The sequence below is a fragment of the Streptomyces sp. NPDC050416 genome, assembly GCF_044458845.1.
Taxonomy (GTDB): Bacteria; Actinomycetota; Actinomycetes; order Streptomycetales; family Streptomycetaceae; genus Streptomyces.
Map to the genome: position 1 here is coordinate 323,480 of NZ_JBITII010000002.1, position 13,247 is coordinate 336,726.

The window sequence follows — 13,247 nt, forward strand, 5'->3', positions numbered from 1 at the left end:
TGCCGCAACTCGACGGGGCTAGGCAATTCCGAGTTGCGTGTGAAAGCTCACATCCCGTTTGACGCGGGAGATTCACAGAAAAGTCCACACGCGAAGGCGCCGCCCGGCTAGGCTCTTCGCCTCTCCGGACGGCGCCAACTACTGCGTAACCGCCCCCGTTCAGGGCAGGACGGTCAGATGTGTCCGTCTTCGAGCATTTCGGTCACAAGAGCAGCGATCTGCGACCTCTCGGACCGGGTCAGGGTCACGTGCGCGAAAAGCGGATGCCCCTTCAGCTTCTCGACGACGGCGACGACTCCGTCGTACCGACCGACCCTCAGATTGTCCCGCTGCGCCACGTCATGGGTGAGAACCACACGTGAATTGGCCCCGATACGGGACAGAACGGTAAGAAGTACGTTCCGTTCCAGCGACTGGGCCTCGTCGACGATCACGAACGCGTCGTGCAGCGAGCGGCCGCGGATGTGGGTGAGCGGCAGCACCTCCAGCATCCCGCGGGCGGTGACCTCCTCGATGACCTCCCGGCTGGTGACCGCCGACAGCGTGTCGAACACCGCCTGCGCCCAGGGGCTCATCTTCTCCGCCTCGGAGCCGGGCAGATAGCCGAGCTCCTGGCCGCCCACCGCGTACAGCGGACGGAAGACCATCACCTTCTGGTGCTGGCGGCGCTCCAGCACCGCCTCCAGACCCGCGCACAGCGCCAGCGCCGACTTTCCGGTGCCGGCCCGGCCGCCCATCGACACGATCCCGACGTCCGGATCGAGCAGCAGGTCGAGCGCGATCCGCTGCTCGGCGCTGCGGCCCTTGATGCCGAACGCCTCGCGATCCCCGCGTACGACACGGACGTTGCCCTCGGCCGTGACCCGCCCGAGCGCCTTGCCGCGCTCCGACTGGATCATCAGGCCCGTGTGCACCGGCAGGTCGGCGGCCTCGGGGACGTAGACGTGCCCCTCCTCGAAGAGGATGTCCACCTGCTCGCCGGTCAGGGTCAGTTCGGACATTCCGGTCCAGCCGGAGGAGTCCGTGATGGCGAGCTCCGCGCGGTACTCCTCGGCGAGGAGCCCGACCGAGGACGCCTTGATCCTGAGCGGGAGGTCCTTGGACACGACGGTGACGTCGAACCCCTCGGCCTGGAGGTTGCGGGCGACCGCGAGGATGCGGGAGTCGTTGTCCCCCAGGCGGTAGCCGCTGGGCAGCACGCTGGGGTCCGAGTGATTGAGCTCGACACGGACGGTTCCGCCGAGATCCCCGGTGGGGATGGGGGCATCGAGGCGGCCGTACCGCACCCGGTAGTCGTCGAGCAGACGCAGGGCCTGCCGGGCGAAGTAGCCGAGTTCGGGATGGTTCCGCTTGGCCTCCAGTTCCGTCACCACGACGATGGGAAGCACGACCTCGTGCTCGTCGAAGCGGCTCAGGGCGTTCGGGTCGGCCAGCAGGACGCTGGTGTCGAGAACATACGTGCGCCGGTCGGGCTTGTGGCGCTTTGTGCTGGTCACCACGGAAGGACGTACCCCCTCGGATGAGGTCGGGGAGCGACGGAGTGGAGCTGGACCGGTCGTCGGCCGCCCTGCGCGGGCCGAGAACCGGCCCTCCGCCTCTTCGTCCGTGCTGTGACCGCACGATCGGGCTGGTGCAAAGGGCCTCCCGGGCGGACGGCCCCGTGCCGTCCGCTGAGATCCGACACCCGGGGTTCGGGCGTCGACCTGACTGGCTTATGCCCTCGAACGGGCGTCGCCATGCCACGGCATATGACGGCGGTCCGGTGAACTCCGCGTTACACGCTCCTTGGGAGGGGTACCGGGAAGGTTTACGACGTGCAGCGACCGCGGTACCGGGCGGCCCGCGCGGCCCCGCGAAGTCCCGCGTCCGGCGGCGCGCGCCGGAGCGCGGCCCGGCGGTCGTGGGCGCCGGGGCGGGCGGTGCAGCGCGGTCCATCTGCCGGGGGTGGGCGGCATAGCGAGGTTCAGTCAAGTGGCGTAGCGCGGTTCAGCCGTCATGGCCGCCAGGGGCGGGCGGTGAAGCGCGATCCAGCCGCCGAAGCGCCGGGAGCGGGCCTGCGGAGCGGGGTCCAGCGGTCCAGCCGCCGTCGCCGCCGGGAGCGGGCGGCGTAGCACGGTCAGCCGTCATGGCGCCGGGGCGGGCCGACGTAGCACGTTCAGCCGCCATGGCCGCCGGGGACGGGCTGACGTAGCACGTCTCAGCGCCGAAGCGCCGGGAGCGGGCCTGCAGAGCGGGGTCCAGCAGCCGTCGCCGTCCCGAGCGGGCTGCGTAGCGCGGTTCAGCCGCCGTTGCCGCCGGGGGGCTGACGTAGCGCGGTTCAGCCGCCATGGCCGCCGGGGACGGGCTGACGTAGCACGTCTCAGCCGCCGTTGCCACCGGGAGCGGGCCGGCAGAGCGCGGTCCAGCCGCCATCGCCGCCCGGAGCGGGCCGACGTAGCGCGGTTCAGCCGCCGAAGCGGCGGTGGCGGGCGGCGTAGTCGCGCATGGCGCGCAGGAAGTCGACCTTGCGGAAGGCCGGCCAGAACACGTCGCAGAAGTAATACTCGGAGTGCGCGGTCTGCCAGAGCATGAATCCGGACAGGCGCTGCTCACCGCTGGTGCGGATCACCAGGTCGGGGTCGGGCTGGTCGCTGGTGTAGAGGTGACGCCCGATCATGTCGATGTCGACGGCCTCGGCGAGCTCCTCCATCGAGGTGCCCCGTTCCTGGGCGTCGAGCAGCATGGAGCGCACGGCGTCGGCGATCTCCTGGCGGCCGCCGTAGCCGATGGCGACGTTGACCACTATCCCGTCGACGTGCGCGGTGGCCTCCTCGGCCTCCTTCAGCACCGTCTGCATCCCGGAGGGCAGCAGATCGGGCGTGCCCACGTGGTGCACGCGCCAACGACCGTCGGCGGCCAGGGTGCGCACGACGTCCTCGATGATGCCGAGCAGCGGGACGAGCTCCTCCTGCGGCCGGTCGAAGTTGTCCGTGGACAGCAGCCAGAGGGTCACGACCTCGACGTCGGTCTCACTGCACCAGCCGAGGAACTCCTCGATCTTCTCGGCACCGGCCCGGTGACCGTGGACGGTGCTGGAACCGGCGGCCTTCGCCCAGCGCCGGTTGCCGTCCATGATGACGCCGATGTGCTTGGGCACCTGAGCGTGGTCCAGGTGGCCTTCCACCCGGCGTGCGTACAGCCTGACCAGCAGGCCACGCAGCTTGTCGCGCAGGTTCACGTGATCGTCAGCCCCTCCGTACGGATCGGACAGGCCGCGGCATGCGGCCCGGTCGTGGCCGCGGGCGGTCCCTGTCCGTGTGGCAGTCCCCGGAGGCGAAGCCTACCCCCGCTGCCGCCGTGGGCCGCCCGCGGGTGCGGAACGGAGAATTCCGGCCGGTGTTCCGGACGGCCACGGCGCACAAAAAAACGGGCCGGTCCGTGGGGGGGATACGGACCGGCCCGAGGGGGGGTTTCCACCATAACCCTTTGTAAGTGATGCTGCGTGCATCGGCGTGCCACAACTACTCTCCGGAGCCACCCGACGACGCCGTGATGCCCGCGGAACCTCTCGCTCATGGCTTACCCCTGGCCGAAACGCAACCCCTACACAGCCCATACGCAGGGGAATCGTGTGCCCTGAGGCGGGATCCTGATGATTTGCTGCATCTTGCGGCTCGCTCGCCGACTTGTCCACCGTATCCCCCAAATGGGTGACGTCGACCCCGAACATGTCCTTGACCCCCACACCCGGAGTAGGTCACTTTCTGTCCTCTTTCGGGGCTAGCGTCGTGCCATGACGACCATCTCTGGGATCACGTGGGACGCGGCGAGCGCACGGCGGACCGAGCGGCAGTTCCTGGCCGCGCCGACGGGGGACGGGACGCAGGTCGCCGAGGTGGTCGGGGTGATGATGGGGGCGCACGCGCAGGTGCTGTCCGCGGCCGAGGTGTCGGTGGGCGTGCGGACGTCCGCGCTGACCAGGGCTGACGTACGGACGGCTCTCTGGGACGAACGGTCACTGATCAAGACGTACGGTCCGCGCGGCACCGTGCATCTCCTCCCGGCCCGGGAACTCCCCCTCTGGTCGGCCGCGTTGACCGCGATCCCGACCGGGCCGAGCCCTTTCCCGCCCGACGTACGGCTCACCGAGGAACAGTCCGCACAGGTCGTGGCGGCGATCGGGGAAGCACTCGACGGCACGTGTCTGACGCTCGACGAACTGACCGAGGAGATCGTCGCGCGGACGGGCCCGTGGGCCGGCGACCGCGTGATGCCGGCCTTCCAGGACCTCTGGCCGCGCTGGCGGCAGGTGCTGCACCGGGCGGGCTGGGCAGGCACGCTGTGCTTCGGCCCGAACCGCGGCCGGAAGGCAACGTACACGCGCCCGCCGGCCGTGGATCCGGCAGCGGACCCAGCCGGGGGGACGGGCGGAGGGACGGGCGGGGCGTTGGGGGCGCTCGTGCGCCGCTACCTGTATGCGTACGGACCGGCGACGCCGCAGCACTTCGCGAAGTGGCTGGCGGCGGCGGCCGGCTGGGCCGGCACCGTGTTCCGGGAGCTGGCCGCCGCGGGTGACATCGAGGAGGTCGACTTCGAGGGCACGCGGGCGTGGGTGGCCGCGGGCGACACCGACTTCCCTGACGGGCCCCCGCGGGGCGTGCGGCTGCTGCCGTACTTCGACGCGTACGTCATCGCCGCGCAGCCCCGCGAGCGGCTGTTCCCCGGTGCGGCCTACGAGCGTGCCCTGGCGGGCGGCCAGGCGGGCAACCATCCCGTGCTGCTGGTCGACGGGGTGGTGGCGGGCGTCTGGCACCAGCGGCGCCAGGGCCGTCGTACGACCGTCACCGTCGAGCCCCTCGTCCGGCTGACGGCACGGCAGGAACGGGAGCTGGGTGAGCAGGTGGAGCGGGTGGGCGAGGTGCTGGAGGCGAAGGCGGAGTTGGTGGTGGGAGAGGTGAGGGTGGGCCCGCATGCGTGAGGGGCGGCTGCGGTGAGGCGCGGCTGAGTCAGGTGGGTGGGGCGCTGGGACTGCCCGGCTTGCGAGCCTCGAAGAGGTGCCGGGTGCTGTGGGCGACGAAGGGCCCGTCGGCCTGGATCCGCTCGTGCAGTGCGCGGAGCTGCGGCTCGTACGCCTCGACGGTGAAGCCGGGCACCATCCACACCACCTTCCGCAGGAAGTGCACGACCGCGCCGATGTCGTGGAACTCCATGCGGAGCCGCTCCGCCCGCAGATCGACGACGTCGAGCCCCACGGCCTCGGCGCCGGCCCGCTCGCGCTCGGGGTGCCGCCCGCTGCGCGCCTCGTCCGGCTGGGGCCCGAGGAAGTGCTCGACGAGTTCGAAGACGCTGGCCGGTCCCACGTGCTGGGCGAAATACGTCCCTCCGGGCTGGAGGACGCGGGCGATCTCAGCCCAGTGCGGACGGACGGGATGCCGGCTCAGGACCAGGTCGAAGGCACCGTCGGCGAAGGGCAACGGGGCGTCCTCGGGCGCGGCGACGACCGCGACTCCGCGCGGACGGAGCAGGGCCGTCGCCTTGGCCACGTTCGGCGGCCAGCCCTCGGTGGCGACGACGAGCGGGGGCCGCTTCGGGGCCTGGGCGAGAGCGAAGTCCAGCACTTCCCCGCCGCCGGTCTGGATGTCGAGCACGGCTGACGCCCGCCCCAGCCGCGCGGCCGCCGACGTCGCGTACCCCCAGGAGGGCCGGGCCTCGGTGGCCCGCCCCTCGAACCAGGAGAAGTCCCAGCCTTCGGTGGGGACGGAGGCGCCTTCGGCGACGAGGTCTTCGAACGTGCGGTGCCCGGTCACGTCAGAACGAGCAGGAGATGCTCGTCGTCGTACTGGACGGTGCCGGCGGGACGGAAGCCGTGCTTCTCGAGGAGACGTACGGAAGCGGTGTTACCGCTGAAGGGATCGGCGTGCAGGGGCCGGTTCCGCTCCCGCTCCAGGAAGAGTTCCAGGGCTCTGGTGCCGATGCCGCGTCCCCAGTACGCGCGCCCGAGCCAGTACCCCAGGAAGCGACGGTCCTCATCCCACCAGGCGACGAAGCTGCCGGCGACCTCACCGTCCACGGTCACGGTCTGCACGCAGTTGGCGTCGTCGCCGAGGACCCGCTGCTTCCAGTGCGCCATGAAGGCCTCCCGCGGCCGGGGCGTGAACCTCGACCGCCGGGCTGCCTCGGGATCCTGCTCGTAGGCGCAGAACGCTTCGAGATCGTCTTCCACGACATCGCGCAGCCGCACGTCTTCGGTAGTCATGCCATGAGTGTGGCACCGGCCACTGACAACGGCGCCGCGGAGCCGTCGCACCGCGGGCCCCACCTCGCCTCAGGGCCTTGGGCCTTGGGCCTACGGAACGAGCGGCCGTACTTCCTCCGCGGCGAACCGCACGAAACCCTCGGGGTCCGGTTCGTCACCGGTGGGCTGGAGGACCACCGTGTCGGCCCCGGCCTCGACCAGCCGCTCGACGGCCTTGGCCACGGCACCCGCGTCCCCGGCGACACCGAGGTCCGGAACGGATTCGAGCCCTTCGTCGGCCAGCTCGGCACGCAGCCGGTCGGCGGCGTCGGCCCCGGTGGCGGTGAGCAGATACACGACGACCGGGTGCGGCCCGGCCCCGCGACCGGCCGTCTCCCGCCCCTCCTCGATGAGCTGCCGCGCCTTGCACACGCCCTCCGGGTTGGTGGCGGCGGTGAGAATGGTCCCGTCGGCGGCCTCCCCGGTGAGCCGCAGCGAACGCGGCCCCGTGGCCCCGGCCAGCACCCCGCCCCCGCCACCCTCCGGCGGCCAGTCGAGGGCGACGTCGTCGAGCCTGACGTACCGCCCGTCGGTGGTCACCCGCTCCCCGCCCAGCAGAGCCCGCAGCGCGACGAGATGCTCCCGCAACAAGGTCACCGGCGACTCGACCCGCGCCCCCACCTGCCCCATCCAGTCCTGCACGCCATGCCCCACACCGACGATGGCCCGCCCCGGAAACATCCGGTGCAGCGAGGCCACCTCCATGGCGGTGATGGCAACGTTCCGCAACGGCACGGGCAGCAGCCCGACACCGATCCGCACGCGCTCGGTCCAGGCGAGGGCAGCGGCGGCGGTGGAGATGCCACCCTCTCTGAAACAGTCTTCCCAGAGCCAGAGCTCTTCGAGGCCCGCACTGTCTGCCACTTCACAGACCGATCGCAGGCGCTCGGGGGCGAGTTGGGGTCGGAAGACGGCGCCGAGTGTGGTCATGGGGCCCTTCATACCCAGTCCGAAAGGCGACGAACAACACCTGCAAGAGCTGAGGAGACGGTCCGGTGAACGCCGACGTCAGGTGGACAGACGGCCCCCGGCACGGCGGTCCCGCTCCACCGCTTCGGGAGAAGCGCTCCGCTCCCCGTCGGCACGGGCGTTCAGCCCGGCGAGCTGGTAAAGCACGAACAGGCGCTTGGGACCGGGTACCGCGATGACTCCGGCGAATCGTGGGTCACCCGCGGACCAGATGTCGGCCACCTGGGCTGTCTTCTCGATCACATAACCGCGCCCGAGACGACGGCGCCACCATGCGGACCGCGCATGACCGTGAAGGATGATGTGAACACCATCGTCAGGCCGGTCCGGGTTGGGGAACGCCAGCCAAACGTCGCCGAGCTTCGCTCCGGGAATCTGCCCGATCCCGCTCTCCGGGGTCTTGTGTGTCTGCCAGGGATACGCCTTCAGGATGCGCCGTGCCTGCACAGCAAGTGACCATGAGGGCCGTCGGCACCCGCTACCCCTGAGGACGCACCCTCGACCCCGGATACCTGCGGGACGGGCGCGTTCGACAGCCTGCGGGCCGGCTGCTTGTGCTCCTGCAGGAATGCCTCCGTAGCTCGAGCGCTGGCAGATGACATAGAGGCGTCGACGTCCGGGGACAGCAATGACGCCGCGAAGCGGGGATCCCCGGCGAACCAGACCTCGGTGTCAGCGGTTGACGGCCTGGACCTCCTGTACGACCACGTTCTGCGTGGCGCCGAAGGTGCCGTCGGGCAAGTCGCCGCCCGCTCCGCCGGTGCCGGTCCACCGGATCTCCCAGGTGACGGTGGCCTGGAGCGGGTAGGTGCCGTCGCCCGAGGAGCGCAGGTATTTCACTCCGCAGGGCGGGGTCCGGTCCGCCTTGCCCTTGGCGTAGGGCTCACCGATGCGGCCGTTGTCGATGTCGCAGACGCCGGAGGCCGGGTAGGTCACGGCGTCCTTGGTGCCCGGTTCGATCCTGAGCGACACCGGTTCCGCCGTCGCGGTCGCCTGGATGCCCAGCACCGGGACGGAGGCGGTCACGGAGACCGGCTGGAACTCGGCGCCGTCCAGCCAGGCCCAGGTCGGCAGGTTGACCTTGGTCGCCTGGGCGGGGGCCAGGGTCACCTTGGTGCTGGGGACGCGGATCTCCGCGTAGGCGAGTTCGGCGAGGATCTTCGGGGTGACGGCATTCTTGATGTTCGCGGGCGGGGGGTCGCCCTGGTCCACCCAGAAGATGGGTTCGTCGCAGGAGTCCCAGCCCGGGGGGAAGGCCTTGTTGACGAAGGAGTCCCAGAAGTAGCCCTTGCCGGTCTTGTCCTTGTTGAAGTCCTTGTAGGGATGCCCCTTGACGTAGCGGTCCCGCTGCTTGGCGTCCCACTCGTAGCCCGTCGAACCAGCCTCCCAGGTCGGCTCCAGGTACTTCTGCAGCTGTTCCGGGGTGTACTTCGGTGCGTACCAGCACGGCGGGGGCGTCCAGGACGTGGACGACGTCAGTGCGCCCGCGGAGTTACCGCTTCCGTTCTTCGAACGGTCGAAGACGACGCCGCCCGCAGTGACGGAAAGGGTGCCGTCCTTGCTGGCGTTGGCGCCCTGCTCGGCGCCCTGTGTGCCGTCACCCAGTGTGTCGTCAGCGTGGGCAACGCCGGGAAATGCAAGGACAGACCAGCACGTGCCGGCTATGACCAGCGTCGAGAGCGTCGGCAACGGACGTGTCATGGCTGGCACTTGGGACTCCCGCTCTGCGAAACGACCTTCTGGATCATCCAGACACCCTTGTCGTTCTTCTTGAGCGACGTGTGGTAGATGACGTAGCTCTTGGCAGTGACCTTCGTCTTCTTGACCTTGTCGGTCTTGAGGTACTTCACATACGCCTTGCCCTGGTCCTCGCAGTAACTGAGCGACGCCGTACCGTCCTTGTCAACCGCCACTTGGGGGGCGTAGAAGCGGTAGGCGCCCGTGATGGCGGCCTTGTTATCGACGTAGTTCTGAATGAACTTCTGCGTCGTGGCGGCGGCTTCGCCCTCGTAGTAGTAGAGGTACGGCTTGTCGAGCGCGTTCTGGTTGACGATCGCCAAGTCCACAGCCTTGATGGACTGCTCGCTGTCCGAAAGGACCGCGTCCTCCTCCTTGTCCCCGGTCTTGGGCCAGTCGAAGGTGTAGGACAGGTCGGACGGCAGGTCGATCTTCGGACGTTCGGCGGCAACCGGGTCGGACTTGGGCGGGGACGCCGAGGTCTCGCTTCCCGTGTCGGCTCCCGCGATCTTGTCGTTGTCCTTGCCCTTGGAGCTGTCATCGCTCCCGCACGCGGACAGCGTCAGGGCCGCAGCGGCGGTCAGCGTGAGCGCTGCGAGGAGGGTGGGGCGGCGGTTCACGGTCGGCTCCCGTTAAGAGGCGAGGCTTCTCTTGAGCGAACCAAAGCTATACAGCGGTGTGGAGCCGCACCAGAGTGAAGGTTGTCAACTCACGGGGTGTATGCGGAGGAATCGGCGTTTCGCTGACCAGTTCAAGCCGTAACGGTTGCATAACGCGCCAATCCGTCCGTCAGGCGTGACAGCATGCCGGGCGTTTCACTCAGGAACCAGCAAAGGGCGTGGGCCCGTGGACCCATGTGAGGCCTACGCCTCCATGGATACGTTCGGGTTCGTACAGCCGTTGGCAAGTGGCAGGCGGCGCGGTCGGAGGGGGCCCGGATGGGGCGGCGTTGGCGGGACGGTCGCGGGGAACTGGTCGTGCATGGGGGTGGTGAAGGGCCTGTCACTGTTCCTTTGGAGATCGCCACCTCCTACCGCGCCCGGACGAAGGGGCTGTTGGGGCGGGACTCCGTCGAGGGGGCGATCCTGCTCTCCCCCGCCAACAGCGTGCACACCTTTCGTATGCGCATGCCGATCGATGTCGCCTATCTCGATCGGCACCTTCGCGTCATCGCCGTGCGGACCATGCGGCCGGGGCGGTTGGGGATGCCGCGGCTGCGTGCCCGGCATGTTGTGGAGGCGGAGGCAGGGGTGATGGCGGGGTGGGGGGTGCGGGGAGGTGTGTCGGTCGAGGTCATCACTTAGCACTTCACCCCCAGCCGGGCGCGGACAGGCTCTCCTGTTGACCAGGGCGTCCTCCACGTAGATGTCGAGTTTCAACCTTCTTGGCCGGGGCTTGCTCCGACACGGCCCGGGCCCCGGGACAGATCTCGCCTGGGACACGGCGGCCCGCCCGACGCGTACGTTCGGCCGCCCGGCAGCTCAGGCCGGCAGGGCCTTCAGGATGAAGCCATGAAGCGCGGAAAGCCGCGCGGTCATCGGTCCGACACAAGTTGGAGCACGGCCGTACCGTCCTCCCCGGCCGCCGCCTGGATCACCACCGCGTCCGGCTGCGGGCTCGGGCGATCAGCGTCCCCGAGGCCGCCGCACGAGTTGCCGCTGCCGTTGCTGCGGAGGACGGTGATACAGCCCTGCCCCGGGCCGCTCGCGCTGCCCTTGGACTGGCCTCTGCCCGACTTCACCGTGTACGCGATGCTGTTCGGGCCGACCTCGGTGACGGACAGGGTGGCCGGGCCGCGCGGACCCGTGAAGGGGATGTTCACCGACTCGGAGACAGCGATCTCGCAGTTGCCGTCCGCGCAGGCGGTGATGTCACGGCCGTCCGCGGCCGACACCGAGGGCTTGGGCTCGGGAGTGGGCTTGGGTTGCTTCGTGGAATCGGCCTTCGAGGGCCGCTCACCGGGTGCGGACGACGATGCCTTCGCGGGCTCGTCCGAGTCGCTTCCGCAGCCGGCCGCCGCCGTCAAGGCGATCAGTGCGGCGAGTACAACTCCACTTCTGCGCAGTCCGCGTGCTGCCGTCGCGGCCATGGACTTCCCCCGTGTGCTGTGCTCCGGCGTGCATGCCTCGGCTCCGGTGTTCGGCAGGCAGTATTCCCTCGTGTCGCTGGCGCCATGCGCCCGGCAGCCGCGGCTACCTCATCGGCGAACTGGGCGAGGAACGGAGTCGTCCTGGTCAGACCCCCAGGCCTCCGAGCGCGCTCCGCTTCACTTCAGGCACTGCTTCGCTCCTGCGGTCGAAACGATGCGCGTGGTCTGCCAGACCCCCTCGCTGGTTTTCTCCAACCGCGTGTTGTAAAGGATGAAGTCCTCATCGGAGGGCGTGGTGACCTTCGGCTTGTTCGTCTTGAGGTCCTTGGCGTAGCCCTTGCTCTCATCGGCGCAGAACACGACCGAGGCCGCCTTGCTGCCATCGAGTGTCACGGTCCGGTCGTAGTACCGGATGGTGCCCGTGATGCCGAGATCGGCCTTCTTGAACTTGTCCACCCAGACCGCGGCCGCCTCCAGCGCCCTGCCGGTGTTGTAGAAGTTCAGCGCCTCGGCCTTGGGGTCCGTTCCCGCAATCGCCGCGTTGACCGAGCGCATACGCTCGGCGTTGTCAGCGAGTACGGCGTCCTTGACGGCGTCATCCGTCTTGCCGCCTTCGAAGGTCATGGTCAGGTCGGACGGCAGCTTGATCTCCGGGCGACCGGCGGCCTGCTGGACCGATGCGCTGGGCGAGGCGTTGCCAGCACCGGTATCGGCTCCCGCGATCTTGTCGTTGTCCTTGCCCTGGGAGCTGTCATCGCTCCCGCACGCGGACAGCGTCAGGGCCGCGGCGGCAGTCAGCGTGAGCGCTGCGAGGAAAGTGGGGCGGCGGTTCACGGTCGGCTCCCGGTGAGAGGCGAGGCTTGGCTTCAGCGAACGAACCAAAGCTATCCCGCGATGGGAGCAACGCCGCGATGGAAAAGCCCTCGTGGGCGTCCTAGTCGGGGAACCCCTCATCGGAACGGGTCACCCCGGCGAACAGCACGACCGGCTCCTCTTTGTCCTCATGGCCGACGCTCGCAGCGACCAGGCGGTCGCCGACCCGCCAGTACAGGAGGTCGCCGAAGTATCCGCTCTCGCACAGCTCCCGGAAGAAGGGCGGGAGCTCGTCGTCGTCCGGGTCCAGGAAGGCGTTGGCGTAGTCCTCCATGGACATGGACCCGTGCGGACCCCACCGGGCGTCCAACGCCGCTGCCAGGTCCTTCAGCTCCGCCTCGAACTCCTCGCTGGTCCGCATGAGTTCGTTCCAGTCGTCGTTCGGCGGAGCGAAGTCCCTGCTCTCGCGCAGGGTCACGAGGTGGTAGGCGTCGCCGCCGGTCAGGGGGCGGGCCAGGAGTTCGTCGATGCGGGCGATGTACTGCTGCACGCTCATCGAGGGGCACTCACTGTTTCGTCGTTCACCGAGATCTTGAACCGCTCACCGACCCGCACCGTCACAGCTTCGCCTCCGTGGCCGGGACCGGCAGGGGGTCCAGAGCACCGGTCCCGGCAAGCGTCTTGTGAGCGGCGAGCACCGCCTGGGTGGACGGCGTTCCGCCGGAGCTGTCCGCGATCTCCAGCACAACTCCGCCGTGCCTGCCGGGCAGGCGCCGCAGAGCGGAGAAGTCGTCCGGGACGCGCGCGGCGCGGCTCTCCGACAGGTAGACCGCCCACCCCGCGCGTGGGTGGGAGGCCCGCAGGCCGTAGGCCGACCTGAGCTCGTTGTACAGCGGCCGGTCGTAAGTCAGCCCATGGTCCGCGTCCCACACGTCCGCCAGAAGCGCCAGCACCTCGGTGAACCGGCCCGTCAGGGGTACGGCCGCCGAATCGGACGCGGGGAACAGGTGCACCACCGCCGTGAACGGGGAGTATTCGTTCGAGCCTCCCGCGATCACCCTGGCCCGCACGTATGCGCCGTCCGACTGAGTGGCCACAACGTTGGCTGTGTAGCCGAGGATGTCCCGGTCGTCCTGGGTATTGGCCGCCTCCAGTGCCGCCGCCAAACCCTCGGATTCCACGGGTACGAGCTGCCCCGGGCCGGAATCCTCCTCCCAGCGCCACTCGGCCGGCGCCCCCTCCGACAGCTCTGACAGCTCCGACAGGCCGGTCAGGAGCTCCAGCCACCGCTGAGCCAATTGCTCAGGCGTCTCCGGCCTGGGCCCCCAGGAGACCTTCACGACCACTTCGCCCGACATGCGCGCT

The 13,247-nt window shown here is 69.5% G+C and carries 14 protein-coding genes; 2 read left to right on the top strand and 12 right to left on the bottom strand.

Translation table 11 applies throughout. From position 1 onward, the window contains the following. Window positions 1-173 precede the first annotated feature (173 nt). Window positions 174-1,499 carry a PhoH family protein gene (locus ACIBL4_RS06465; protein WP_356929349.1) on the bottom strand — a complete coding sequence of 442 codons (1,326 nt, stop codon included), beginning with the start codon at window positions 1,497-1,499 and terminating at the stop codon, window positions 174-176. Window positions 1,500-2,443: 944 nt separating this feature from the next. Continuing rightward, on the bottom strand, window positions 2,444-3,217 hold the full coding sequence (locus ACIBL4_RS06470; RefSeq protein ID WP_399407087.1) for an isoprenyl transferase: 774 nt from the start codon (window positions 3,215-3,217) through the stop codon (window positions 2,444-2,446). A gap of 555 nt (window positions 3,218-3,772) precedes the next feature. Here ACIBL4_RS06470 and ACIBL4_RS06475 point away from each other — a divergent pair. Further along, the gene (locus ACIBL4_RS06475; RefSeq protein WP_399407089.1) at window positions 3,773-4,957 is read left to right on the top strand and encodes a winged helix DNA-binding domain-containing protein; all 1,185 of its coding nucleotides are present in this window, start codon (window positions 3,773-3,775) and stop codon (window positions 4,955-4,957) included. Between the two features lie 28 nt (window positions 4,958-4,985). Here ACIBL4_RS06475 and ACIBL4_RS06480 read toward each other — a convergent pair whose 3' ends face one another. From ACIBL4_RS06480 to ACIBL4_RS06505, 6 genes are all read right to left on the bottom strand, one after another. Beyond that, window positions 4,986-5,786 carry a class I SAM-dependent methyltransferase gene (locus tag ACIBL4_RS06480; protein ID WP_399407091.1) on the bottom strand — a complete coding sequence of 267 codons (801 nt, stop codon included), beginning with the start codon at window positions 5,784-5,786 and terminating at the stop codon, window positions 4,986-4,988. Then, a complete protein-coding gene (locus ACIBL4_RS06485; protein ID WP_399407093.1) occupies window positions 5,783-6,235 on the bottom strand; it encodes a GNAT family N-acetyltransferase in 453 nt (150 codons plus the stop codon). Before ACIBL4_RS06485 ends, ACIBL4_RS06480 begins: the two co-directional genes overlap by 4 nt. Window positions 6,236-6,325: 90 nt before the next feature. After that, a complete protein-coding gene (locus ACIBL4_RS06490) occupies window positions 6,326-7,204 on the bottom strand; it encodes an LLM class flavin-dependent oxidoreductase (RefSeq protein WP_399407095.1) in 879 nt (292 codons plus the stop codon). 78 nt (window positions 7,205-7,282) lie between these two features. Next, entirely contained in the window at window positions 7,283-7,690 is a 408-nt protein-coding gene (locus ACIBL4_RS06495; protein ID WP_399407097.1) for a hypothetical protein, read from the bottom strand. Between the two features lie 225 nt (window positions 7,691-7,915). Further along, the gene (locus ACIBL4_RS06500) at window positions 7,916-8,944 is read right to left on the bottom strand and encodes a hypothetical protein (RefSeq protein WP_399407099.1); all 1,029 of its coding nucleotides are present in this window, start codon (window positions 8,942-8,944) and stop codon (window positions 7,916-7,918) included. After that, on the bottom strand, window positions 8,941-9,600 hold the full coding sequence (locus ACIBL4_RS06505; RefSeq protein ID WP_399407101.1) for a hypothetical protein: 660 nt from the start codon (window positions 9,598-9,600) through the stop codon (window positions 8,941-8,943). The genes ACIBL4_RS06500 and ACIBL4_RS06505 overlap by 4 nt, the downstream gene beginning before the upstream one ends. A gap of 318 nt (window positions 9,601-9,918) precedes the next feature. Here ACIBL4_RS06505 and ACIBL4_RS06510 point away from each other — a divergent pair, with 318 nt between their 5' ends. Then, entirely contained in the window at window positions 9,919-10,284 is a 366-nt protein-coding gene (locus ACIBL4_RS06510) for a DUF192 domain-containing protein (protein WP_356929341.1), read from the top strand. Window positions 10,285-10,514: 230 nt separating this feature from the next. Here ACIBL4_RS06510 and ACIBL4_RS06515 read toward each other — a convergent pair whose 3' ends face one another. The 4 genes from ACIBL4_RS06515 to ACIBL4_RS06530 form a co-directional block, all read right to left on the bottom strand. Continuing rightward, window positions 10,515-11,069, bottom strand: a complete 555-nt coding sequence (locus tag ACIBL4_RS06515) for a hypothetical protein (RefSeq protein WP_399407103.1) — start codon at window positions 11,067-11,069, stop codon at window positions 10,515-10,517. 177 nt (window positions 11,070-11,246) lie between these two features. Further along, the gene (locus ACIBL4_RS06520; protein ID WP_399407105.1) at window positions 11,247-11,903 is read right to left on the bottom strand and encodes a hypothetical protein; all 657 of its coding nucleotides are present in this window, start codon (window positions 11,901-11,903) and stop codon (window positions 11,247-11,249) included. A 100-nt stretch (window positions 11,904-12,003) separates the two neighbouring features. Beyond that, entirely contained in the window at window positions 12,004-12,438 is a 435-nt protein-coding gene (locus ACIBL4_RS06525; protein ID WP_399407107.1) for a hypothetical protein, read from the bottom strand. Window positions 12,439-12,499: 61 nt separating this feature from the next. After that, window positions 12,500-13,240 (bottom strand): hypothetical protein, encoded by a 741-nt coding sequence (locus tag ACIBL4_RS06530; protein WP_399407109.1) that lies wholly within the window; start codon window positions 13,238-13,240, stop codon window positions 12,500-12,502. Between the last annotated feature and the right edge of the window lie 7 nt (window positions 13,241-13,247).

What these genes read in the sequence shown, in the direction of transcription:
- ACIBL4_RS06475 (WP_399407089.1), top strand. Translation starts at nt 3,773, where the DNA reads ATGACGACCATCTCTGGGATCACGTGGGACGCGGCGAGCGCACGGCGG.
- ACIBL4_RS06485 (WP_399407093.1), bottom strand. Translation starts at nt 6,235, where the DNA reads ATGACTACCGAAGACGTGCGGCTGCGCGATGTCGTGGAAGACGATCTC.
- ACIBL4_RS06490 (WP_399407095.1), bottom strand. Translation starts at nt 7,204, where the DNA reads ATGACCACACTCGGCGCCGTCTTCCGACCCCAACTCGCCCCCGAGCGC.
- ACIBL4_RS06500 (WP_399407099.1), bottom strand. Translation starts at nt 8,944, where the DNA reads ATGACACGTCCGTTGCCGACGCTCTCGACGCTGGTCATAGCCGGCACG.
- ACIBL4_RS06510 (WP_356929341.1), top strand. Translation starts at nt 9,919, where the DNA reads ATGGGGCGGCGTTGGCGGGACGGTCGCGGGGAACTGGTCGTGCATGGG.
- ACIBL4_RS06515 (WP_399407103.1), bottom strand. Translation starts at nt 11,069, where the DNA reads ATGGCCGCGACGGCAGCACGCGGACTGCGCAGAAGTGGAGTTGTACTC.
- ACIBL4_RS06525 (WP_399407107.1), bottom strand. Translation starts at nt 12,438, where the DNA reads ATGAGCGTGCAGCAGTACATCGCCCGCATCGACGAACTCCTGGCCCGC.
- ACIBL4_RS06530 (WP_399407109.1), bottom strand. Translation starts at nt 13,240, where the DNA reads ATGTCGGGCGAAGTGGTCGTGAAGGTCTCCTGGGGGCCCAGGCCGGAG.